The organism is Longibacter salinarum (assembly GCF_002554795.1).
Lineage (GTDB): Bacteria > Bacteroidota > Rhodothermia > Rhodothermales > Salinibacteraceae > Longibacter > Longibacter salinarum.
On the sequence record NZ_PDEQ01000008.1, the window covers coordinates 159,739 to 181,509 of the forward strand.

Consider the following 21,771-nt stretch of genomic DNA (forward strand, 5'->3'; position numbering starts at 1 on the left):
GTCACTGCGGACTGTACCGCATAAGCACACGGTTTCGATTCAAGATGTCCGGTATAACACGGCCGTCCCGTACGGGCTTTTCTCGATTTCAGGCGGCCCTGTCTCCAGTTCGCTCGCCCATCGGTCGGCTATTTCGCTCTCGTCAGGACGGTATGCATCGTCCAGCACAATCACGGCGTTACCGCTGAGATTGTCTCTTAGCACCGGTACAGCAGGATACCGGGCCAGCGAACGAGTGCTCTGAGGTGGGCCATCTACGAAGAGCACATCAATCGGAGGTAGATCGACGTCGCCAACGTCATACCAGGGCCAAACCTCTCCGCCGATCTCTGTATCAACCAAGGGGGCGTGAATGACGTCGACGCGATGACTTAAGCCATGCTTCTCGATCTGAGACCGCGTCATTTCGGTATATTCTGCTGAGTGATCGAGCGAGATGACCCGACCACGGTCCAGTTGCTCCATAACATAGCTCATCACCACAGTTGATGAACCACTTCCAACCTCTAGGACAACCTCGGGCTGTTTGTCGCGAACCAGACGAATCAACGTAGCTGCGAGCTGCGGCGAAATGGCCCATTCGGTAAGATCCGGTAGAGGTGCTTCAACATCCAGCATCTCGTAGACGAAGAGAAGCGCCTGGATATGTTCATTCTGGGCAATGTCGTCTTTCGCCCGGCTCCGGTACACATTGAGGACAAGGCCGACAATTCCAGTTAACCCGGCCACTAAGGTTGCAAGAACAGCAACCTCGGCGTTGACGAGGTAATACACCCCGGCTGACAAAAGTATTAAAATGGCGGCATAAGCAACCGTGATCTGAGTATCCTGGTGCTTAAAATTCATTCAGGTCGGAGAATCAAGCGAAAAAGTACTGACAGAGTGAACGTGACGGCAAACGGATGGCTCAGACATGGTAACGGCTGGGCCCGTAGAGCCCAGCCTCAACTGCCCTCGTTCCACCCTCCCATCGACAGAAGAGGGTCTCTCGCGCACGCTCATTTTGCAGCGCGGATAGCATCCGCATCAAAAATACCTGACGCGATCGAGTCTTCGAGATAAAGTTCAAAGGCCTCCTCCATCTTGGAGGTTAGACGGAAGCGCGGGTGATTAAAGACATCCCCTCGGATGTATGCGTGCCAGGCATATAACAGAAGCTGCTTCGGGGTATTTCGCATCCGGCGCAAGAAGTGATCCTGCTCCCAAAGATTGCCGCCGTGAGAATAACGAAGATACAAATACGCTTCTTCGATCGGCAGGACTTTATATCGATGCTTCTGCCATGCATTTACAAAATCCGTATCGCTCGTCCGACGAAGGTTAGGATACCGGATGTTAGCATTCCTCCGATGCATAATCGTTGGAGGGACGCCATCGGGCAGAGGCCCGATAAAGGGGTGATCGAAATACTCCTCTGAATCGACGTGCATCAGCGTCCCCTGAAGCGTGCAGGCATCATACCCTTCTTGTAGCACGCGTGCCTGCCGCTCCACACGCTCTGGATGAGACCAGTCATCATCATCCCACTGGGGAACCACAAACTTCCCGGTTGCAAGTTCAAGCGACTGGTTTCTCAGCGCACCAATCCACATGTCCGGTTCACGCTCAACATGGCGATACACGACATCACCGTCGAGATCAAAGGACTCGACAACCTCCTGAATAGGCGTTTCGCCGTTGTCCAACACCACCAGCTCCGTGTTTTCGTACGTCTGGTTCGCGTAGCACCGTAGTGCACGCTTTACCAGTTGTGGTCGGTCGGCCGTTACAAGAAGACAGCTAACTTTCGGAAGTGAGGACGGGGGCATACGGAATGTTCCTACTGGCGATTGAGAAGATGACGCAAGACCGTGAGGCTATAGTCGCCGACGCACGTATCGTGCTTGCGCATTTGTCATTAGCTGAATACTAGACCTCGAATCCGAAACGCCTGAACGAAGCCCAGCCATGTTCGTGAGGTAAGCACGGTCTCTTCGAATTAGTGACATCTGCATGGGTTTCTTTCACATTCACGTTCATCATACACCGTACGACACACCGCAAATGCATTCTTCTCTCCGATCCATGTAATGCAGACCCTTTACTTGGGGAAGCGCAACTGTCATGCCGGTTGACCCAACCCACGGCCATGGGCATCGGCTACGATACTGACGGCGACTTCAACGCGGATAATCCGGCGCCGCTGAAACGCTTCGACAATGGCTTCTTCCGCTTCGCAATGACGTGGTGATGAGCGTTAGGGCGTTGGGACGTTGGCGCGTTGGATGGCCGACGGCTGTCCGCCAAGCAGGTTCTGGTCTGTGAAAGGAATTGGACATGCTGAAAATAAACGGGGCGACCGTGCCGAATGATGGCAGCGGTCGCCCCGTTTCTCTGTTTTGACGATGTCGGTGCCGACTAATTCGGCAGCTTCAGTGGCTGGCCGCGCTCGATCGTCTGCTGCAATTCGACCTGGTTCAGGATGGCCAGGTCTTCCGAGTTCATCTCTTTCGGCAGACGGCTCGGCTCGACGAACTGGGAGAAGGCTCGCCGCGTGTCGGCGTCGCGAATCGCAATGCGCGCCGGTTCCACGTTGAGCTTCGCCGGATCGCGCAGCTGGTCGAACCCGCGCATCGTCCGCTCGAATTCGCTTTCGTACTGGTTGTACCGTTGGGATGTCGTGATGCCGGTGAAGCGGTACACGTTGTCGTCGTACGCGATAAAGTAACTCAGTGCACGCACCTCTCCTCCCTGCTGGGTCTTTCCGCTCACCAGGAGACGCTCGGCGTTCAGCCCGTTGATGCTGGTTGAACTCCTGTCTACGGTTGTGAGACCTTCTTGTCCTGCGAACGCCGTCGCTGCAGCGCGAGGCGAGTCTTCCTGGGAGAAGCTGAAGGTGACGTAGGCGGATTGGTCCGGCTCAACCACAGCAACCTGGCGCGGCTGATTAATGACCTGCCAGCCAGCGGGATATGGAAAGCTGAAGCGCAGATCAGGATGATAAAACGTATTGTCTTCCGTGAATCCCTGTCTGGGGTTCTTGCCGAGAATGATGCGTGCGATGGCGTTGTAGTACGGCCCCTGATCAATCTCATTTGCGGGCTCAGCGACGCGCCCCTGCCATTCCTGTGCGAGACGCACGATGCTTGTCTCGCGTTCGCCCGGATCCGGATGTGTCGACTGCCACGAGGGAATCGACTGCCCGGACTGATCGCGCTTCCGCTTCAGAGTCGTGAAGAAGTCCGCGCCCTCGGACGCCTCGTATCCAGCCTTGACGGCGTATTCGACGCCGAGTCGGTCCGACTCACGCTCATTTTCCCGACTGTACTTTAGCGAGAACAGCTGCGCTGCCTGGCCACCGAGCCCCATGATGCTGCGCGCGGTTTCCCCGCCAAAGGCGAGTCCCCCCGCGACGCCCGCACCGAGCACTCCGAGCTGCGTGAGCTGCTGACGACCCGCCTGCTGCGATGCGTGTCGGGCGGCGACGTGAGCAATTTCGTGGCCGAGGACGACGGCGAGCTGCGCCTCGTTGTTCAGGTGCGCTAGAAGCCCGCGCGTGACGTATACGTAGCCGCCGGGCAATGCGAAGGCGTTAATCACCTCACTGTCGAGGACACGAAACGTAAACTCCGCATTCCGAAACTTGTCTGGCGTGTCGGGGCGGCGCATGTGGCTCACCGCCAGCACATCCTGCGCAATTCGGTCCACGTATCGCTGGAGCTCCTCACTCTCGTAGACGCCAAACTGCTGCTGAATTTGCTGGTCGGCCTGTTTGCCCAGTTGCAACTCTTGCTCCCAGGAATACCCCATCGCCCGCGTGTTGCCCGAAACGGGGTTCACGCCCGTTGTGCAGGCCGGAACAGTGAGCGAGAGTGCAGCCGTCATCAAAAGGAGAAACGTCCACCGCATCCAGCGTGTGCGGTGAGAAACAGACGGTGGCGAGGTCGAAGACATCGACGAAGTGTACGGTTGTGAGCGGATGGTTTCGTGTCTGAAAGACAGCATAACAGCTAATGGAGCAGACCAGACAAAAACCGGTGCGTTCCGCCCGCCGAAAGGTCGTTACGTCTGCTGCGTCTCCGTGGCTGGAGACTGTGCTGCCTGTCTGTCCGCCTCGTCCGATTCACCAGACGCGCCGCCATTCACTGTGTCGCCCTCCTCTGAATGAGTCTCGGGAGTGACGCGAGCCGCTCCGTCGACCCGGGTCACGTGCATCGACCGGTGCATTGGACGGCTAAAGTCAATCGTATGCGCGAACGGAGCTCGTCGGGTCGCCGTGATCAGGCTTTGCCCGATGACATCCGACAGGAGGAGTTCCAGGAAGACATCGGTTCGCCGCGCATCGAGCTTGCCGAAGGCGTCATCAAGAAGCAGAATCGGCTGGGTGTCGAGGCGGTCGGTCAGGTACAGGTACTGAGCGAGCTTCAGCGCCATCGCAAAGGTCCGATGCTGCCCCTGCGAGCCGTAGCGCCGCACCTCAAGGTCGTCCAGGCGAAAGACGAGCTCGTCCCGCTGCGGCCCGACGAGCGTGGTCCCACGCTGATGCTCATGGTCTCGCTTGCGTTCGAGCTCCGCGCGGAAGGTCTCCTCAATGTCCTCCAGCTCGGTGCCGTCCGCAAAGCCCCCGATCGTGTCGTATTCGATCGTCGGCTCCTCCGCTACCGCATCAATGCGTTCGTACGCATCCACCAGATACTCGCGGAAGGTGTGCAGAAACGCGTTTCGTCGGTGAATGACCCGGCTTCCAATCGAAATGATTTTCTCGGTCCACGGCTCGATCAGCGGCTCGGGCGGTGGACTCGGGCGCTTCTTGTACTGTCGCAACACCTCATTCCGCTGCTTGCGTGCGCGACGGTACTTCATCAGGTCGTCCATGTAGACGGGACGAGCCTGACTCAGAATGTTATTCAGAAACCGACGCCGTTCGCTCGGGCCTTCGGCGGTAAGCGCGTGGTCTTCCGGGGAAAAAACAACGACCGGCAGCATGCCCACGATCTCGGTGAGACGATCGAGCGGAGCGCCGTTCACGAACACCTTCTTCCCCTCGCTCGGGACGTACACCATCCGGACGCGCGTCTCCGTCGACCGGACACCCTCGAACAGCCCTTCCACCTCCAAATACGGGGCGTTCTGGCGGACCACATAGCGGTCGTTCGACGCCGCAAAGCTCTTTGTCAGGCACACGTAGTGGATCGCCTCCAGCACGTTCGTCTTGCCGACGCCGTTCGCTCCATGCAGCAGGTTCACCTTCGGCCGAAGCTCGAGGGTGGTTTCGTCGTGCGCCCGGAACGAGCGCAACCGAAGCGTGCGAAGAATCATGAAGGTACAGGCGGGACGAAAGTCTACGGTCGGAAATGATACGTGACGTTACAGCGCTTCGTTCGTCATGAAGCCATAACCGAAAGGGAATGGCCTCACGTCGCCTCCGGCGCAATAGACTCGCACATTCAGGCCACATGCATACGTCCGCAATCCATCCCCAAGTCGTTCTCGATGGACTTAATGGCACTTATTTTACCATCGGATGCAATTTTAGGGCACGAATATCCATTCGTCAATGCAATGGTGTCTAGTTTTATAATCGAGGTTACAGACAGACGGGATACGATATACATCCGGTCATACTGTATAACGACGCATGCCTTGATGATCAGGCTTTGACGTCACGTGTGATTGCCGATTAATCTCGGTACGTCTTACTATCTCGGCGCCATCGGGGACGCTCCCGGGTTGTGGCGTGGCACCATCCCTTGGGTCGTGCAACGCATGCGGGGCCGGTCGTCGGTGTGGGCGCCAGCTCGCTTCGTCCGTTGACCGATACCGGCACTTATGTCCATTGCCTCTTCTGAGTCTCCGTCTTTATCTTCTGCAGCTCATCACGTCTGGCGTCTGCTTCATCTCATCCGTTCGTACTGGACGCCGTTGCTCAAGGGCATCCTGCTGGGTCCCATCGTTGGATTCCTCGGCATGGCCACGCCGTATCTGTCGAAGCTGCTGATCGACGAGGTCTATCCGTCGCAGGACGTCGGTCTCATGCACGTTCTCGTTGGAGGCATTCTGGGCGTTACCGTGGCGTCGACAGCGATTCGGTATCTGCAGCGTATCTACAACGTGCACTTCGAAGTGGAGCTGCGAAATAAGATCCGGCTTCTCTTCTTCAACCACATGCAGCACCTCCCCACTTCTTTTTTTAACGATCATAAAGTGGGTGAAATAACGTCGCGTTTTAAGGATGCATCCGGGGCGCTCATCACGCTGACGACCCTCTTCCGCACGAGTATTACCCAGGGCATTTACCTGCTTCTCGTGCCCCCCTTCCTGTTTTACCTGCACTGGAAGCTGGCCATCGTGGCCGTCATCGCCATTCCTGCGACGGTTGCGGTCGTCACCATCGCCGGAAACAGGTGGCGAGAAGCCTGGCAGGACGCGTCGGAGGCGTACGCTGATCTCTACGCGCACAACGTGGAGACGCTCAGCCAGATTCGGATGGTAAAGTCACTTTCCGTGGAGCACACCATGTTCGAGCGGGCACGCGACCACATGACGCGGGCGACGGAGACACATCGGCGCTCCAGCAACATCGGAGAGGCCGTGCAGGCCGCGAACGACGGGCTTCGCTCCTTCAATATGGCCCTGTTCACCTGGCTCGGCTGGACGTTCATTCTCGACGGCTCGCTGACGCTCGGCAGTTACATCGCCTTCACCGCGTACGTCGGCTTCCTCTACGACCCGCTCAAGCAACTCGTCGACCTCTACGCGAAGCTGCAGCAGTCCTCGGTCAATCTCTGGCGTATGTTTGAGTATCTCGACATCGAGCCAGAACAAGATCCCACGCGCGTGTACGAAAATGTACCGACCCCGATCAAGCGCCGACTGTACGGCAAGGTCGAATTGCGCGATCTATCGTTCGGATATGACGATGAGGCGATCCTGGAGGAAGTCAACCTGGTCGTCGAACCCGGCGAAAGCGTCGCGGTCGTGGGCCCAAGTGGCTCAGGCAAGACGACGCTGCTCCGTCTCCTATCCGGCCTTGAGCAGCCGACATGCGGTGACATCCTCCTGGACGACACGGAAATGGACGCGCTTCCCCTTGCGGATGTCCGCCGTCAGGTGATGCCCGTGTGGCAAGAACTCACGCTGTTCGAGGGAACGATTCGTTCCAACCTGACCCTCGGACTGGATGACGTCACAGATGCCGAACTCGACCGCGTCACGAAGCTCTGCCAGGTGTACGATGTCATTCAGAACACGGAGAACGGCTACGATACTGCCGTCGCGGAATGGGGCGCCTCTCTGTCGGGCGGTCAGCGCCAACGGCTGGTCCTCGCGCGGGCTTTGCTCCGGAAGGCGCCCGTGTACCTGCTGGACGAGGTGACGTCGAACCTCGACATGGAGACAGAGGCCGCTCTGCTCCCCGCGATGTTCGAGGCGCTTCAAGACGAGACGGTGCTCTTTGTGACGCACCGCGTGGAGTCCGCGCGCTATGCCGATCGCATCTGCGTCATTGAAGACGGGCGCGTGGTCGGATACGGGACGCACGACCAGCTCCTGAGCACCTGCTCTCGATACGCGGGTCTGTGCGACGCGACGCCGCTCCCAATGGCTGCGTGACGCGGTGAGTATTCGGGGCTTCGGTTTTCCGATGGGACCTTCGTACGTTTCAATGTGCGACGACCTTCGTTGCCGTCCCTCGTTCATCCCGTCTATGCCTCGCCGTTTATGTCCGACCGCTCCGCCCTCTTCGAGCAGCTTCAACGCCTCGCGACCGAACAACGCAATCCGCTCTCATCTCACATCGACACGGCGTCGATTCGTGAGATCCTGCGCGTCATCAACATCGAAGACCATCGCGTACCCATCGCGGTGCGCCAGGAGATCCCGCACATCGCCGAGGCCGTCGAGATCGTCGTCGACGCGTTCCAGAAGGGCGGCAGGCTCTTCTACGTCGGCGCAGGAACGAGTGGACGCCTGGGCGTAGTCGATGCATCTGAAATCCCGCCCACCTTTGGCTCGGATCCGTCGCAGGTGCAGGGCATCATCGCAGGCGGACGCATTGCCGTCTTTGAGTCGCAGGAAGGCGCGGAGGACGTGGAGGCCGACGGAGCCGCCGCACTCGACGAGCACGACGTTACGTCCAACGACGTGGTCTGCGGCATTGCATCGAGTGGCCGCACGCCCTACGTCGTCGGGGCAGTCAATCATGCGAAAACGACAATCGGCGCTCGCACGCTGTTCCTCACGACCATACCGCGGGCGGACTTTGCCGTCGATGTGGACGTCGCAATCTGCCCCCCGGTCGGACCCGAGGTCGTCATGGGATCGACGCGAATGAAAAGCGGAACCGCGCAGAAGCTCGTGCTCAACATGATCACAACGGCGGCGATGATCCGCATGGGCAAGGTTTACGAGAACATGATGGTGGACCTGCAGCGCACGAGCGAGAAACTCGTGGAGCGTGCGCACCGCACCGTGATGATGGTCACAGGGCTCGACTACGAGGACGCCGTTGCGGCAGTCGATGCCGCTGACGGTCACGTAAAGACAGCCATCGTGATGGTGCTCGCGGACGTCGATGCAGAGGAAGCAAGGCGCCGACTCTCCGAGTCCGACGGCTTCGTTCGCCCGGCGATCCAGTCAGCGTAAACGGTAGGGCGGAGCCATCGATTTTGATCCATTTCGGCGTGCGGACCTCCGACCGGCTCACTCGCATTTCCCGCCCTGTAGACGAGTCGATTTTCGCCTATCGAAGGCGCAATCTCAACCACCAGCACGGTCTCGTTCGGGGCACTGATGGGACACAGAACCGGACCACGCAAGCCGCCAACTGAAGGCTGTCATTTCGCCGTCGAACATGCGTCTCGAGACTCGAACTTTGGACGTTAGACGTCGCGATATTTCCCGATCCAACCAGACGTCTCACTGGCGATTTGGCAGGCTGAATATTTCTCGATGAGGTCGGGACATTTATCGAACAACCGATCCCGAAAGAACCATAACGCCACCGGCAAAACCAAGGTCAGAACTTGCTCTTCCTCACGCAAGAACAACCGGTTTCCAGAGACAAACACAGACATTCCCAAACCTCTGGAACGGGCATTTCCAGAGGCCTAAACCGGCGGCACCCGAACGTTTCACGTGAAACAACAGAGGCCGGAAGGCTTCACGCAACCATCGTTTCGTTCCACGTGAAACATTACGACCCCCGCTTAAAGCCGCTAAACACGGTTGGACCTGTTCCACGTGAAACAACGAGGCTATTTTTACGCGCAAACCTTGGTTTTCGCGAATCCTCCAGAACCTTCTCCATGAACAGGGTCGTTTGTCCTAAGCACGCAACCAACCCGAATGGTTACCCATTGCGGGATGACGTGTGACGTGCGACCACAGCATGGTATATGCCCGAGCGTTTCAGCGCGAGAAGTCCCCGAGTCGGAAGCTGATATCGCGCCACGATGAACGAGGCGAAGGCCGTCTTCGCGTGCTTGATCAGACGCCGTTCGTGCACCAGATTGAGAGACGGAGACCGGCGACATCTCGCAGCGCACGCCCACATTTTGAACGCCGATCCTGCCCCGCCGGGATCGGCCTTTCGGCATGTAATTCCGATACAGATCTCCCCCTGATTAACGCCGGGGTCAGGCGCGTGATCGAGCGGGAACCACAGCCATCGAGCGCGACACGATTCGCGCATCCATCGACGCCACACAGCTCTACTCAAGCACCACATTCTTCCGTGTCACTGACCGACTTTTCCCAGCGCATCAACGCGTCCGACACCGTCCGCAAACTAGACGACTGGGCGGACGCGGCGATGCAATCTCACAGATCCGACGACACGCAACTGGTTCTCCAGGTCAAGAACGCGGCGGGCTCTCTTCCGGCATTTCTCCTGGCACCTCTAACCGGGCGCGCCGAGACGATGGTAGCGCTTATGCCGGACGAGGACGCGGCGGCCTATCTGCAGGCCGACCTCGAGCAGATCATCGGAGACGACCCGGTTCTTCGATTCCCGGCCACGCAACGGAAGCCATACGACAATGAGCAGATGACGGACTCCGGTCCGATCATCGAGCGCGCCGACGCTCTTCAAATACTGGCCGAGGGTTTCGAGGGCATCGTGGTGACGAGCGTGGACGCCGTCGCGGAACTCGTTCCCCCCCCGACGTCCGTCCAGCGCGAAACGTTCGCCGTCGAACAGGGCGACGAGATTCCGCCGGATGATCTCGTGGAACGCCTGATCGATCAGGGCTTCACCCACGTCGAGTTCGTCGACCATCCCGGACAAATCGCGCAGCGCGGTGGCATCCTCGATATCTTCCCCTTCGCCGGAGAGTACCCGATTCGGATCGAGTTCTTCGGCGATGAGATCGACTCGCTCCGTGAGTTCGACCCGCAGACCCAGCGGTCTGTGAGCCGGCTCACGTCTGCGCGACTCGTGCCCAACCTGGAGCGAGACAACAGTGCGCGCGGTGCGATCCCCCTCTTCGACTACCTGCCGGACGACACGCTCCTCGCGACCTTCGACGAGGCCCGGGGGCTGGAGCACATCCAGGATCGGTTCGAGCAAGCGGGCGAGTCGTTCGAGAAAATGATGGCTACGGTCGCGGAGGAAAGCATGGACCCGGACGACCCGGATGCGGACCTCGACCTTCCACGCCCACACGAGAAGTATCTCGACAGCGACGGACTCCGCAAGGCGCTTCACGGTCTACCCCGCATCCTCTTCGGCACGTTTACCGATACGGTGCGAACAGATACGGAAACGCGGACGCTGGACGTGGGGGCTAGACCGCAGCCGTCGTTCAACAGCAACATGGACGTGCTGCGGGAGCAGCTGGCGTCGAACCGCAAGCAGGATCGGCAGACCTTCATCCTGTGCGATAGCTCGGGCCAGAGCTCGCGCCTCCGGGACCTGCTGGAGTCCGAGATCGACCGCGGGATGGCGCGACTCATGGTCGAGTCGCTGCACGAAGGGTTCGAGTGGGACGAACTCGATGGAAAAGGCCTCGCCGTCTACACCGACCACCAGGTCTTCAACCGGTACCACCGCCCCTCCACCAAGAAGCGGAAGCAGTACCAGGGTGGACTCACTGTACGCGACGTGCAGAACCTGAATCCAGGCGACTTCGTGGTCCACGTGGACCACGGCATCGGCAAGTTCGCCGGGATGAAGAAGATCGAGGTGCGAGGGAAGAAACAGGAGGCCGTACGCCTCAACTTTGCTGACGGGGATGTGCTCTACGTCAACGTCAATGCTCTCTATAAGCTCAATAAATACACGGGGAAAGAAGGACACCAACCGTCGCTCACAAAGCTCGGCTCCGGTCAATGGGAGAAGACGAAGTCGCGGACGAAAGAGAAGGTCAAAAAGGTCGCGCGCGACCTGATCAAGCTCTACGCAAAACGAAAAGCCAGCGACGGATACGCCTTTTCGTCCGACACGGTGTGGCAACGTGAGTTGGAGGCATCGTTCGAGTTTCAGGACACACCCGACCAGGCTTCTGCGAGCGAGGCGGTGAAAGAAGACATGGAAGAGCCGGTCCCGATGGATCGACTCGTATGCGGCGATGTCGGATTCGGGAAAACAGAAGTTGCCGTGCGCGCAGCCTTCAAGGCGGTACAGGATGGCAAACAGGTCGCCGTCCTCGTTCCGACAACCATTCTCGCGCAGCAGCACTACGATACGTTCGTCAAGCGGATGCAGCGGTATCCGGTCACCATCGAGTCGATCTCGCGCTTCCGCACGAAGGCCGAGCAGAAAGACATTCTCGAACGACTCGAAGCGGGTTCGCTCGACATCGTGATCGGCACGCACCGCCTCACGTCGAAAGACATCGAGTTCAACGACCTCGGACTGCTGGTCGTGGACGAAGAACAACGCTTCGGCGTCAAGACAAAAGAGGCCCTGCGCAAGATGCGCGAGAATGTAGACACGCTGACGTTAACGGCGACACCGATTCCGCGGACGCTGCAGTTTTCTCTCCTGGGTGCACGCGACCTGTCGATCATCTCCACGCCTCCCGCCAACCGACAGCCCATCCTCACCGAGATTCACACGTTCGACCGCGACCTCATTCGCGACGCCATTGTCTACGAGACGAGCCGTGGCGGTCAGGTCTTCTTTATCCACAACCGCGTGAAAACGATTCACGAGGTTGCCGAGATGGTTCGCGCGATCGTACCCGGGATTCGCGTGCGCGTCGGTCACGGCCAGATGTCGAGTCGCAAGCTCGAGAACGTGATGAAGGGCTTTATCGATAACGACTACGACGTGCTGGTTTCAACGTCCATCATCGAAAACGGGATGGACATCAGCAACGCGAATACGATGATCATCAACCGGGCCGACTACTTCGGGCTCTCACAGCTCCACCAGCTCCGCGGGCGCGTCGGGCGGTCGCAGCGCAAAGCGTTCTGCTACCTTCTCGTCCCGTCGATTCACTCGCTTACGGACGAAGCACGCCAGCGCCTGCAAGCCGTCGAAGAGTTTTCGGACCTCGGGAGCGGCTTCTCGCTCGCGATGCGCGATCTCGACATCCGAGGCGCAGGCTCCCTTCTCGGTGCCGAACAGAGCGGCTTCATCGCCGATGTCGGGTACGAGACCTACCACAAGATCCTGGACGAGGCCGTCAAAGAGCTACGCCAGGACGAGTTCGCCGATGTGTTCGATGGCGAGGCCGTGCCCCCGGGCCCCGAGACCTCTGTCGACGTCGAAGAAGACGCGTACATCCCGAACGAGTACCTCTCCAACAACGTCGAACGCCTGAACCTCTACCGCCGGATCAGCGATGCACCGGACGCCCAGACCCTCGAGGACCTGCGCGAGGAGATGCGCGACCGCTTCGGCCCCTTCCCCGAGGCCGTCGAGCACCTTCTCACGGCCGCCACGCTCCGCCTCCACGGACAGCGCCTCCGTCTGCCGAAGGTGCTTTACAAGAACGAGCGCCTCTTCCTCTATCTTCCGAGCGAGGACGCGGACCCGTACTTCTACGAAAACGTCTTCCAGCCACTCCTGGGCGTACTCACCGAACTGGACCAGCGGTACGTGCTCAAAGATCAGAAAGACAAGAAGCTACTCCGTGCGATCGTGCAGGATGTGCACACGCTCGACGACGCCGTCGACGTGATGGAAAATCTGCAGCTCGATCAGGAGGTCATCGCCAAGGCGGCGTAGGCATCCGGGTCAACCGCCAAGCAACTCACGCAGCGCCTCGATCCGCTTCCGGTCGGACGCCGCCGAATGCGAGTTGTGGCTCTCGCCGGTCGGAACGAAGCGCTTGGGTTCATTGGCGGCGTCAAACAGCGCCTGGCCGTGCGAGAACGGCACGATTTCGTCGTTTCGACCGTGCAGGATCAGGACCGGGACATCGATGTCTGCAATTCTAGCCTCATTGTCGAATTGAATGCGCGAGAGCAGACGCGTCGGCAGAAACGAGTAGTGGTGCGCCGCGATGTCGGGTACCGACGTGAACGCCGACTCCAGCACCAGCGCGGCGGGCGACGTCTGTGTGGCAAGCCACGTGGCCGGCCCGCCGCCGAGCGATCGACCGTAAAGCACGATGTCCTGCGGGCTTAGCGAGCGTTCGCCCCTTAACCAGCGCCAGGCGGCCTGCGCATCCCGATATAACCCCTTTTCAGAGGGCGAACCGGTGCTCTTCCCGTATCCCCGGTAGTCGACGAGGAAGACGTTGTATCCCGCGTCCCAGAGATGGTGCACGAAGTAGACGCGGCCGGAGATGTTGCCCGCGTTGCCGTGGAAGAACAGGATCGTCTTTCCGTTCGGATTCGAGGCGGGAATCCACCAGCCGTGCAGGCGTTCGTCGTCCTCGGTCCGTACCGTCACCTCCTCGTACGGCATTCCGACGTCCGCGGGCGTAGCGATCAGATCTGACGACGGCACGAACAGGAGGCAGTCCTGAAGCGCGAAGGCGAGGAGAACGACGCACGCGTAGAGGCCGAGCAGAACCAGGCCCGTCGCGAAAAGCGAGGAAGCATTGGTATGCACGGTGCGAGTCTCTATAGGACATGATAGCGGAAATAAAGCCAATCAGGATACAGCAGATCGAAGAACTGTCCGGTCGAAGGGCGCTTCCGCGCATGAATGTATACGGGGTGAGGTATCCCTTCTCTCCCCTGCACATTTCGACCACGCCACAGATAAGAGTCCCAGCCTCTCGATGCACGCTAAACTGATACGACGCACCGTTGCCCTTGCTCTTCTCGGCCTTCTTGCGACCTGTTTTACGGTGCAGGCGCAGTCTCCTATCGTCGAAGCCGCAAATAGCAACGACGAAGCAGTGCTTCAGATTCACGACGACGGTGGCTTCGTGGCCACTGATGCAAGCAACACCGGCAGCATCCCTGCATCGGGCGCCGGTAGACGGATGATGTGGTATCCCGAAGCCTACGCCTTCCGCGCAGGTCGGGTTTTTGGCACGCAATGGGACGCAGCGAATGTCGGAAACGGTTCAGTTGCCTTGGGAAGCAATACGACTGCCTCCGGGAGTGCGGCCATCGCACTAGGAAGTTCGTCTACGGCAAGTGGGCCGGTCTCATTCGCAGCGGGAGTTTCTTCAGAGGCAAACGGCGATTATTCCATTGCGATGGGGTATCGTGCAGTGGCTGGCGGCTATCAGTCGGTGGCAATCGGCGACGAAGCCGAAGCAAACGACCGGTACGCGCTGGCTTTGGGTTCGCAGGCGAAAGTCAATAGCTATACCGGCGTCGCGATCGGGTGGAAAGCGTCCACGGGGGCAGCGAACCAAGGTGGAATGGTATTGAGTGCCGATTACACGGCATCGGGACCTGGCCCCTCGCTGCAGGGTACGGGGCAATTTGCAGCCAACGCCCGCCACTTCTGGTTCGGAGACAATGCGAGTGTCACCTACAACAGTGGACACTTGATTTCCACGTCATCCGGCGCGTACCTCACGGATGGGGGCACCTGGACCAACTCGTCGGATTCAACGAAGAAGGCGGAGTACCGCCCCGTTGATGGCGAAAATGTCCTGCAGGCGCTCCGCGACATTTCTGTTCAGACGTGGAGCTACAAGGCGGAGTCGGAATCGGTACGCCACATGGGGCCGACCGCCCAGGACTTCCACGCAGCCTTTGGTCTGGGAGACAGCGAGAAGGCGATCAGCACAGTGGACATCGACGGCGTGAACATGCGCGCCATCCAGGCCCTGGAGCAGCGCACGCGAACGCTGAAGGAGGAGAATGAAGCGCTCGAGGCACGGGTCGCGCGCCTCGAAGAAGCGATACAGCAGCAGAATGGCGTACTGGCTGGATTTGGCGGATACGGCCCTGTGGCCCTGCTCGCCTTAGCCATGGTCGGAGCCGCGGCTATCTGGCGCCGTCGCTCGACGGTAGCGTAAAGCATCTACCCCTGCCGCGCGAGATCTCCTCAACCTGGCCCAGCCCTATGACTACCTTTCTTCTATCCTGTTTACGACAATTGAGGCAGGCGCTACGCGGGAAGCGTCGCCTCATCACCGTTTTGCTTCTGCTAACGATCGCCGTGCCTGCAGCAGCACAACCTCAACTCACCGTCGAGTCCGGAGGCACCGTCACAGTCTCCAACGGCGCGCTTAACCTGGGCGGCGATTTTGCAAATAACGGCACCTTCGACGCCAGCAACGGCACCGTCTCGTTTATCGGCACGACGAACCAGACGTTCAGCCCTGGCGCCGGTGCGACGATTCAGTCCCTGACCGTCAATCAGGCCTCCGCGAATGCAGTTCTGCTCGCCAACCCCCTCTCCGTCACGGGGCTTCTAACCGTGTCGAACGGGGACCTCAACCTGAACGGTCAGGTGATCGATCTCGGAACGACCGGAATGCTCGATGAGGCCGATGGACAGACCGTGACGGGAACGAGCGGTCATATCACAGCCACGCGATTCCTCAACGCCCCGAACGCCGTCAACGTCGGCGGTCTCGGCGCCCGCATCACGTCCGACGAAAACATGAGCGCCACCACGGTAACCCGCGGTCATGCTCCCCAGACCGGTTCGAGCAGCAACGAGGGAATCGCCCGGTATTTCGACATTCAACCGGGCGTAAACAGCGGTCTGAACGCGACGCTCGAGTTTTTCTACGACGACACGGAGCTGAACGGACTCGACGAGACCACACTCGAATTATGGCGCTCCGACGACGGTGGCAGCACGTTTACGGCGCAGGGCGGGACAGTCTCCCCCTCCGTGGACGTGATCGCTATGAGCGGGATCGATTCCTTCTCTCGGTGGACCGCGACGAGCAGCGGTGCGCCTCTCCCGGTCGAACTGGCTGGCTTCGACGCCCTCCGCGACGACGATACGGTCACCCTGAGGTGGAAGACACTTTCAGAAAAGAACAGCGCAACATTCGAGATTCAGCGTTCCACCTCTACGCTCGACGATCCGGGCGATCGCGAATGGTCCGCTATCGGACATAAACAGGCTGCCGGGACGACCGACGAGCCGCAAACGTATCGATTCGAAGATACGGACGTGCCATACGAAGCGCAGACGGTTCACTACCGCCTCAAGCAGGTCGATGTTGATGGCACGGAAACGTATTACGGGGAGGCCAAGGTGCTCATCCGCACAGGAAATAATGTCACGCTACACGGCAACTTTCCGAATCCCGTCCGCAGCGAGACCACCATTCGCTATGAGTTGCCCGAAGCCGGCGAGGTGCAACTGGCTGTCTTCGACCTACTCGGCCGCAGAGTGCGGACACTGGTTGACGGACCACAGACGGCCGGGCGAAAGGAGATTCGCATGAACGCTAGCACCCTCCCCAGCGGCTCGTACTTCTATCGACTCCAGGTCGATTCGCAAACGATGACACGGCGAATGACGGTCGTACGCTAGCTCACGATACCGATCGCATCGTGCGCGGATCAGCGTGACGGACGATCCGCGCACACTGATCCTGATGGCACGCCCAGGAAACGACTGGAGCCGGCAACTCGAGGATTGCGGTCTTCTCTGAATGAGGAGAGTGCATCCCGTTTCACGTGAAACAACCTTAAATATCGGCCTTTAGCGGCCTCAGACGCCAATCCCCGTCCTGGGGCACGCGATTTAGCTATACTGCTCGGCCACCTTTTCCGCTCGTTCTCGGACCGCTACCTTCAACGCATCGGGCGCTAGCACCTCGGCTTCGATGCCATATCGGAGGAGCCAGCGGGCGACGTAGTCGAGGTTTTCGAAATAAAATGTGACCTCAATTCGGCCGTCCACCTCTCGCTCCTCCTGTACCTGCGCCGGAATGTAGCGGCGGGCCCGTTCGTAGGCCCGCTTGTCGAATCGAATGACGACCTCCTCGTGCGCCTGATTCGCGCCCCGCGCCTCCAAATGCTCTTCCAGGTCGAAGCCTTCGGGCGGCTCGAACCGGTTCATCGTCACATGCATCGACTCCATCCGGTCGAGACGAAAATTGCGGATGTCATCTCGCAGATGGTCGTAAGCAATCAGATTCCACCGATCGGTGTAGTAGACCAGACCGAGCGGGTCGACCGTACGCTGCGTGACCTCGTCGCGGCTCGGCACGTAATACTGCATCGCGACGGAGAACTGCTGCGCCGCCGCCCGGCTGAGTTCATACCACCTCCCCTCGTCGTCGTCCGACGGGCCGGGCACCGCGTGTAGCCAGTACGGATCCAGAACGGTCCGCTCCTGCAGACGATCGATGTAATCACGCACCTCTTGCGGCAACACCGATCGGATCTTCAGCTCGACCTCGTCCGCCTGCTGACGGAGCGACGGATCCGGCTGCAGCTTCGTGAACTCCGTCCCGATCAGCAGTGTGGCCGCCTCCTGCGCCGAGAGCATCAACGGGGGAAGCTGGTATCCCTCCAGGATCTCGTAGCCGCCTTCTTCCGCATACGTCAGCGGAACGCCAGACTCGCTCAGGGCACGGAGGTCACGGAAGATCGTGCGCCGACTCACGCCGAAGTGCTCGGCCAGATCGCGGGACGTCATGTTCGGCCGATTCTGCAGCAACAGAACCTCGGCAAACAACCGCTCCGTTCGATTTAAGTCCCGATCGTGGCTCGACATGACTGCCCTCGTCCCCCTTGTTCAACGAAATGGTGTACGCCTAACGGTGGTCTGGCGTTATCAGAACCTGTTTCGCGGACAGCCTTCGGCAATCCGAAAGCACGGACCTCCCGATGGTCGGTCCTCGCGACCCGTGTAACACGAGGCCTAGTCCATCTCAGACGCCGTGTCTACAACGGCATTGCGAAAGAAAGATCGTCAGTCTGACGATCAACATGAACGGCCGCACTTACGTTTTCGCAATCCATCCGCGAAACAGGTTGTCAAACAAAGATACACGTCGATCAATCGCATCCGAAGAACAAACTACACGCTGGTACACCACGCCCAGGTCACTGTTTTTATTGGTCTTACAAATGTCTACTGATCACCTGATGGACTGGGCGGACGCGTCACCGCGACGATTTTCTTCTCCCGAAAGTGGTCGTTCTTCAGCAGCGGATAGATCCCTTCTTCTACCACGGCGACCCCATCTGCTTCATGGTGGAGTTCCTGAATTTCGACAGACAGATCTCCCCCTTTCAGACAGATCAGCCCGGGCGGCCAGTGATCACTCGAATCCGCATCGATCGGCGCGACGATGCGCTCGTGCCAACTCCACAGGTCCGCCAGTGGTGCCGTGGCGCGAGACACGGAGAAATGAGCAGAGCCGGTCCACTCCTCCGCGCGACCGTTCCACGCGAACACGTTTTCAAGTTCCAGTCGCCGCGCGAAGGTCCGAACCGCGCGCACCTTTTTCCCGACGGAATCCACCGCATAAACGGTGATGTCGGGAAAGGCGATCGCAAGCGGGATGGCCGGCAGACCGCCGCCCGTCCCCCAGTCTACGATCGACGAACCGGCCGGGAACGACCGCCGCGTGAGACAGAGCGAGTGGCGGATGTGCTCGTTCCACATCCGCTGAGCGCTCTCTGGCGAAACGAGGTTGACGCGGCGATTAAACTGCTCAAGCAGGGACTCATACGCCGAGAGCTGTTCGACCTGTGCGTCCGATAGTCCATCGAAGGGGTCCCAGGTGGACTGAGGCATCAGGAAAGCTAGCAATGAAAAGGGGTGAACACGGGGCCCATCCGCCATGCGTGGTTGCGGGCGGGATCACGTGACCGCGTCAGCGGATGCAGGTGCACCATCGCCGGAAGCCGAAACGTCGGAATGCGATGAGATCGTACGCTCCTTCGGCAACGGCTTGACACCCTTCTGCTTCAGAAGCACCATCAGAACAGACACGTCGGACGCGCGGACTCCGCTGATACGAGACGCCTGACCGAGATTACCGGGTCGGATGCGGTCGAGCTTCTCTCGGGCCTCCTTCGAGATCGTGTCCAGCTCGTGGTAGTCGAAGTCCTCCGGGATGGGCCAGCGCTCCTTCTCCTCCATCTTCTCGACCATCTGCTGCTGCCGGTCGAGGTAGCCCTCGTACTTCAGGTCGATCTCGACGAGCCGCGACGCGCTTAGCATGCCCGGCGTCGGCGTAACGACGTCATCGTAGATACCGGCGTGGCGGAGGAGGTCGTCCACATCCACCTGCGGCCGCTTCACGAGCTGAATGACCGGGCCGGGCTGCGTAATCGCCGATGTACCCTGCTCCTCCAGGTAGTCGTTCACCTGCTCGGGTCGTACGCTGGTCGACTCGAGTGCCCGGCGCGTGGCTTTTACGGCCTCTTGCTTCTCGACCATGCGATCATACCGCTCCTGTGAGGCAAGCCCCAGCCGGTAGCCTAACTCCGTGAGACGCTGATCCGCGTTGTCCTGACGCAGCAGGATCCGATGCTCCGCGCGCGAGGTAAACATGCGGTACGGCTCGTCGGTGCCCTTCGCGACCAGATCGTCGATCAGAACGCCGATGTACGCCTCCGACCGTTTGAGAATGATCGGATCCTCGTCGCGTAGCTTCTGCACGGCGTTGATGCCCGCCATCAGGCCCTGCGCGCCGGCCTCTTCGTACCCGGTGGTCCCGTTGATCTGGCCCGCGAAGAACAGCCCATCGACGTACTTCGTCTCCAGACTGTAGCGAATCTGGTAGGGCGGGAAGAAGTCGTACTCGATGGCATACCCGGGGCGCAGCACGTGCACATCCTCAAGCCCAGGGACTTTTCGAATCGCCTCCAGCTGTACGTCCTCCGGGAGACTCGTGGAGAAGCCGTTGACGTACACCTCATCGGTGTGACGCCCCTCCGGCTCGATAAAGATCTGGTGGGAGTTTTTCTCCGAGAAGCGATCGATCTTGTCCTCGATCGACGGGCAATAGCGAGGCCCTTTCGCCTCGATCCGTCCGGCAAACATCGGGCTCCGGTCGAATCCCGTGCGCAGCGTTTCGTGCACCTCCGGCGTCGTATCTGTGAGCCAGCAGGAGAGCTGATCCTCCACCGGCGGGAGCTCGTCCGACATGTAGGAGAACGAGGTGGCGTCCTGGTCGCCCGGCTGCTCCCGCATCACACTGTAATCGATTGTGCGACCGTCCAGTCGCGGCGGCGTCCCCGTCTTCAGCCGGCCGCTCTCGAAGCCGAGCTCGTGGAGGCAATCTGTGATGCCACGAGACGCGCTCTCGCCCATCCGCCCACCGCCGAAGTTCTTTTCCCCGACGTGTATGACGCCGTTGGAGAACGTCCCCGTCGTGAGAATGACCGCCGGGGCGTGAAAGGACTGGCCCAGGTTCGTGCGCACGCCCTCGATCGTGGAGCCATCCTCGGACGTGAGGACCTCCGTCACCATGTCGGCGCGCATGTAGAGGTTCGGGATCGCCTCCAGTTCCTCGCGCACCGCCGTAGCGTACGCGGCCCGGTCGCACTGCGCACGTGGGCCCCAGACGGCCGGTCCCTTGCTCCGGTTGAGCATGCGAAACTGAATGCCGGCCCGGTCCGTGACCCGGCCCATGAGACCACCCATCGCGTCGATCTCGCGGGCAATATGTCCTTTGCCGATGCCGCCGATGGCGGGGTTGCACGACATCTGGCCGATGGCGTCGAGCTTCATCGTGATGAGCAGCGTTTTGGCGCCCATGTTGGCTGCCGCGGCTGCCGCCTCGCTGCCGCTGTGACCGCCGCCGACGACGATGACGTCGTAGTCAAAGTAGTTCTCGTTCATGAATCCGGGACGACTCGTCGGTAGAGAAAAGAGAGCATCGTAGTAGAGGGGAACGTCCTCGCCCGCCGATAGGATTCGAGCGCGGGGCAGCCCAATCGAGAAACCTTTCCAAAGGTGAGCGATTTGATGTGAGTGAATGCTCACTCATTACTAGATCAGCTCCTATCATCCCATGAGTGTCTCCAAAAAAGCTCTGATTGACGGCCTGAATACGGATCTCGCCCACGAGTACCAGGCCATCCTGATGTATAACAGCTACGCCGCGATGGTCTACGGCATGCACCGCCCCACTTTGAAGCAGTTCTTTGAGGGTGAGCTTCCGGAAGAGCTGGCCCACGCGCAGCTGCTGGCGGACAAAATCACGGCGCTGGGCGGGACGCCGACGACCGAACCAGCCCCGCTGACCCTGGCCAACGAGCCGACAGCCATGCTCCACCAGGTCCTGGAGGCCGAGTCCGAAACGATCGACCGCTACGTCGAGCGTCGCCGGCAGGCCGAAGAGGCAGGCGAGTACGGCCTCGCGACAGACCTCGACGACATCATCCGCGACGAGACCGAACACAAGGAGGAGACGGAGAAGCTTCTACGGGACATCGCAGAAACCGTGTAAGCCGCTGCTTCTGCATCCATCGAGCTTTTTTCTTCTCGCTCCTCACACC

General features: G+C 59.8%; 14 protein-coding genes. 6 read left to right on the forward strand and 8 right to left on the reverse strand.

The features are described from left to right. Window positions 1-39: 39 nt before the first annotated feature. The 4 genes from CRI94_RS15010 to recF all read right to left on the reverse strand — a co-directional run bounded on the left by CRI94_RS15010 (window position 40) and on the right by recF (window position 5,298). A complete protein-coding gene (locus tag CRI94_RS15010; protein ID WP_098077620.1) occupies window positions 40-846 on the reverse strand; it encodes an O-methyltransferase in 807 nt (268 codons plus the stop codon). Between the two features lie 152 nt (window positions 847-998). Next, a complete protein-coding gene (locus tag CRI94_RS15015; protein ID WP_098077623.1) occupies window positions 999-1,808 on the reverse strand; it encodes a glycosyltransferase family 2 protein in 810 nt (269 codons plus the stop codon). 589 nt (window positions 1,809-2,397) lie between these two features. Then, window positions 2,398-3,933 carry a M48 family metalloprotease gene (locus CRI94_RS15020; protein WP_245846218.1) on the reverse strand — a complete coding sequence of 512 codons (1,536 nt, stop codon included), beginning with the start codon at window positions 3,931-3,933 and terminating at the stop codon, window positions 2,398-2,400. 108 nt (window positions 3,934-4,041) lie between these two features. Continuing rightward, window positions 4,042-5,298, reverse strand: a complete 1,257-nt coding sequence (gene recF / locus CRI94_RS15025) for a DNA replication/repair protein RecF (protein ID WP_098077626.1) — start codon at window positions 5,296-5,298, stop codon at window positions 4,042-4,044. Window positions 5,299-5,808: 510 nt separating this feature from the next. On the opposite strand from recF, the gene CRI94_RS15030 reads away from it, so the two are divergent. From CRI94_RS15030 to mfd, 3 genes are all read left to right on the forward strand, one after another. Next, complete coding sequence (locus CRI94_RS15030; protein ID WP_098077630.1) at window positions 5,809-7,590, forward strand: peptidase domain-containing ABC transporter; 1,782 nt, start codon at window positions 5,809-5,811, stop codon at window positions 7,588-7,590. Window positions 7,591-7,698: 108 nt separating this feature from the next. Then, complete coding sequence (murQ, locus tag CRI94_RS15035; RefSeq protein WP_098077633.1) at window positions 7,699-8,622, forward strand: N-acetylmuramic acid 6-phosphate etherase; 924 nt, start codon at window positions 7,699-7,701, stop codon at window positions 8,620-8,622. 1,090 nt (window positions 8,623-9,712) lie between these two features. Further along, window positions 9,713-13,153: a transcription-repair coupling factor gene (gene mfd, locus CRI94_RS15050; RefSeq protein WP_245846219.1), complete on the forward strand. Its 3,441-nt coding sequence runs from the start codon at window positions 9,713-9,715 to the stop codon at window positions 13,151-13,153. A gap of 9 nt (window positions 13,154-13,162) precedes the next feature. On the opposite strand, the gene CRI94_RS15055 is transcribed toward mfd, so the two are convergent. Continuing rightward, entirely contained in the window at window positions 13,163-13,984 is an 822-nt protein-coding gene (locus CRI94_RS15055; protein WP_098077643.1) for an alpha/beta hydrolase, read from the reverse strand. Window positions 13,985-14,156: 172 nt separating this feature from the next. On the opposite strand from CRI94_RS15055, the gene CRI94_RS15060 reads away from it, so the two are divergent. Beyond that, window positions 14,157-15,356, forward strand: coding sequence for a tail fiber domain-containing protein (locus CRI94_RS15060; RefSeq protein WP_098077646.1), 1,200 nt, complete (start codon window positions 14,157-14,159; stop codon window positions 15,354-15,356). 47 nt (window positions 15,357-15,403) lie between these two features. Then, on the forward strand, window positions 15,404-16,837 hold the full coding sequence (locus CRI94_RS15065; RefSeq protein ID WP_098077651.1) for a T9SS type A sorting domain-containing protein: 1,434 nt from the start codon (window positions 15,404-15,406) through the stop codon (window positions 16,835-16,837). Window positions 16,838-17,050: 213 nt separating this feature from the next. On the opposite strand, the gene CRI94_RS15070 is transcribed toward CRI94_RS15065, so the two are convergent. From CRI94_RS15070 to mnmG, 3 genes are all read right to left on the reverse strand, one after another. Further along, window positions 17,051-18,028 (reverse strand): helix-turn-helix transcriptional regulator, encoded by a 978-nt coding sequence (locus tag CRI94_RS15070; protein ID WP_098077654.1) that lies wholly within the window; start codon window positions 18,026-18,028, stop codon window positions 17,051-17,053. Window positions 18,029-18,388: 360 nt separating this feature from the next. Next, the gene (gene rsmG, locus CRI94_RS15075; protein WP_098077657.1) at window positions 18,389-19,057 is read right to left on the reverse strand and encodes a 16S rRNA (guanine(527)-N(7))-methyltransferase RsmG; all 669 of its coding nucleotides are present in this window, start codon (window positions 19,055-19,057) and stop codon (window positions 18,389-18,391) included. A gap of 66 nt (window positions 19,058-19,123) precedes the next feature. Further along, window positions 19,124-21,112, reverse strand: a complete 1,989-nt coding sequence (gene mnmG / locus CRI94_RS15080) for a tRNA uridine-5-carboxymethylaminomethyl(34) synthesis enzyme MnmG (RefSeq protein ID WP_098077723.1) — start codon at window positions 21,110-21,112, stop codon at window positions 19,124-19,126. 172 nt (window positions 21,113-21,284) lie between these two features. Here mnmG and CRI94_RS15085 point away from each other — a divergent pair, with 172 nt between their 5' ends. Next, complete coding sequence (locus tag CRI94_RS15085; protein ID WP_098077659.1) at window positions 21,285-21,722, forward strand: ferritin-like domain-containing protein; 438 nt, start codon at window positions 21,285-21,287, stop codon at window positions 21,720-21,722. Window positions 21,723-21,771: the final 49 nt, after the last annotated feature.

Excerpts from the sequence above, each read along its gene's own strand:
- CRI94_RS15010 (WP_098077620.1), bottom strand. The coding sequence starts at position 846 with ATGAATTTTAAGCACCAGGATACTCAGATCACGGTTGCTTATGCCGCC.
- CRI94_RS15015 (WP_098077623.1), bottom strand. The coding sequence starts at position 1,808 with ATGCCCCCGTCCTCACTTCCGAAAGTTAGCTGTCTTCTTGTAACGGCC.
- CRI94_RS15020 (WP_245846218.1), bottom strand. The coding sequence starts at position 3,933 with ATGTCTTCGACCTCGCCACCGTCTGTTTCTCACCGCACACGCTGGATG.
- recF (WP_098077626.1), bottom strand. The coding sequence starts at position 5,298 with ATGATTCTTCGCACGCTTCGGTTGCGCTCGTTCCGGGCGCACGACGAA.
- CRI94_RS15030 (WP_098077630.1), top strand. The coding sequence starts at position 5,809 with ATGTCCATTGCCTCTTCTGAGTCTCCGTCTTTATCTTCTGCAGCTCAT.
- murQ (WP_098077633.1), top strand. The coding sequence starts at position 7,699 with ATGTCCGACCGCTCCGCCCTCTTCGAGCAGCTTCAACGCCTCGCGACC.
- CRI94_RS15060 (WP_098077646.1), top strand. The coding sequence starts at position 14,157 with ATGCACGCTAAACTGATACGACGCACCGTTGCCCTTGCTCTTCTCGGC.
- CRI94_RS15065 (WP_098077651.1), top strand. The coding sequence starts at position 15,404 with ATGACTACCTTTCTTCTATCCTGTTTACGACAATTGAGGCAGGCGCTA.
- CRI94_RS15070 (WP_098077654.1), bottom strand. The coding sequence starts at position 18,028 with ATGTCGAGCCACGATCGGGACTTAAATCGAACGGAGCGGTTGTTTGCC.
- rsmG (WP_098077657.1), bottom strand. The coding sequence starts at position 19,057 with ATGCCTCAGTCCACCTGGGACCCCTTCGATGGACTATCGGACGCACAG.
- mnmG (WP_098077723.1), bottom strand. The coding sequence starts at position 21,112 with ATGAACGAGAACTACTTTGACTACGACGTCATCGTCGTCGGCGGCGGT.
- CRI94_RS15085 (WP_098077659.1), top strand. The coding sequence starts at position 21,285 with ATGAGTGTCTCCAAAAAAGCTCTGATTGACGGCCTGAATACGGATCTC.